The sequence below is a fragment of the Endozoicomonas sp. SESOKO2 genome (assembly GCF_024606245.1).
GTDB lineage: Bacteria > Pseudomonadota > Gammaproteobacteria > Pseudomonadales > Endozoicomonadaceae > Endozoicomonas_A.
This window is the reverse complement of sequence record NZ_JAHHPQ010000241.1, coordinates 1-1,824: the sequence shown is the minus strand read 5'-3', so window position 1 is coordinate 1,824 and position 1,824 is coordinate 1. Positions and strand designations below refer to the sequence as shown.

General features: G+C 48.7%; 1 protein-coding gene. It reads left to right on the top strand.

The annotated features are described in order from the left end of the window. Positions 1-13 precede the first annotated feature (13 nt). The coding region (locus KDK17_RS05840; protein ID WP_257287574.1) for a hypothetical protein at positions 14-1,824 on the top strand (1,811 nt) is incomplete at its 3' end.

Sequence of the window (1,824 nt, the reverse complement as noted above, 5' to 3'; positions counted from 1 at the left end):
CCAGACGGCAAAAGTGCATGGCGGCATCGTGGTCATTTCGGAAATGAATCTGATCGACAGCCAGCACCTGGAAGGTGAGTTGAACGATATTCTGGCCGGTGACGCCCATCCGGGGTTCCATCTGTTTGCCACCATTAACCCACCCGAGTACAGCGGACGCAAACCGCTATCACCGGCACTGAAAGGGCGTTTCCGACATTTACCAGTACGGCAGTATAACCCGGCAGAGTTGCAGAGCATTGCTGAGAAAGTATTGCCAGAGACCCCGCAGGGGAAAGTCGTGGCTGAAAAGCTGACTCGGCTACATTGTCAATTGAGAGCATGCCTGCATCAGAAAAAACTGCCGTTTCAGCCCACCAGCCTTGATTTGCAGAATGTCGCCAAAGCGGTTCTCAGCAAGAACGATTTTACCGAAGACGGACTTCATCAATGCCTCAATCAGCACTACCGGCTTTATCTGATGGCAGCTGACCTATCGTTGGAGGAACTGCCAAAGTCACCGGCTCTGGCCATAGGTAAAGGATCACTTGATTCTGGACTTTGCGAATGGCTCAACCGAACGGTATCGGGTATCTGTCGTCCGTGGTTGATACGACAAAGTGATCGCAACAGTATTGATGAAAAAGGCCATGAAATTCGTATTAAGACTCAGCTGAGTACAGAAGCAGCCAAAACAGAAATCATCAGAATGGTGGCTCATGTAAAGTGGCAGGCAACCGGTCTTTCCCTGAAGCCGGATCAGTCGGACGATATTCTAACCAGAGCACTTTACCGATACTGGCAGCAACGCTGGTTTGATCATGAGTTTGGCTTGAAGGACGTAGACGCTGATAGTGTATTTCCACTGACGGAAGAGCAAAAACAAACGCTGAGACTACCGGCTTCCCTGCCTTATCTTCACGAGGCTGATCAGCGGATAGAGGCATGGAACAGCCATAAAGTTCAACCCTGTCCTGCGCTTTGGCATCAGATGATTGATTTGCCGAACCATTGGGCTGAGGCTCCTGAAAAATACAATCCGAAAGTCGACAAGAATCGGGCAGAGACACTGGACCGGGAAACGAACTATGAGGGCCTGGAGACGTCACTGGTTTACGAGTATAAAATTTTTGATACACAGGATCCTCCTCCCCATATGTATCGTTGCCAGGCAGAGGATATTCGTGTGTCTGCCAAGGGTGATATCACACTGATCAATATTAGTAGCCAGTACATTCATGGAGCCGAAATCCTCATACCAGACCCGTTACCAGGGCATAACCAGACTGTGACATTGACCAGTGATCAGACGCTGGCGATCTTTAACCAGTCATCAAAAAATGGTCAATTTGCATTACCCAGTCTGAAGCCTGACGACCATATTGTGGCCCTGCGCATAGATCCCGAGCTGGCATTTACCCTGGTCAGGGACCGATATACCGGACTTCACACGGTGTTCATTCCGGAGGCCAACGCCGAACAGAAAATTCAATTCACTTATATCGTAGAACCCAAACAACCGGATGGAAAAATACGTGTTCAAGAAGCCCGACCAGAACGAGCAACCTATCTTGACACCCATTGTTCAAAAGGTATGAAAACAGTCATAGAGAATCTTCTTGCGGCCATTGATGACCTGGATCCACCCGCAGAACAGATGCCCTTGTGGAAAATAAAAAATGCCAGAAGCACGACGCAACGAATTAAGGCGATAACGGCCTATTGCCAAGCTTTTTCCGGTAAGGCCCAACCAGAGAATAATGAAAATTTCTTTCAATTTCTCGTCACACAGCGGCAAGGTAGCTGCCGTCATCGTGTGCCTGTTTTTATTGCTTTTTGTCGTTA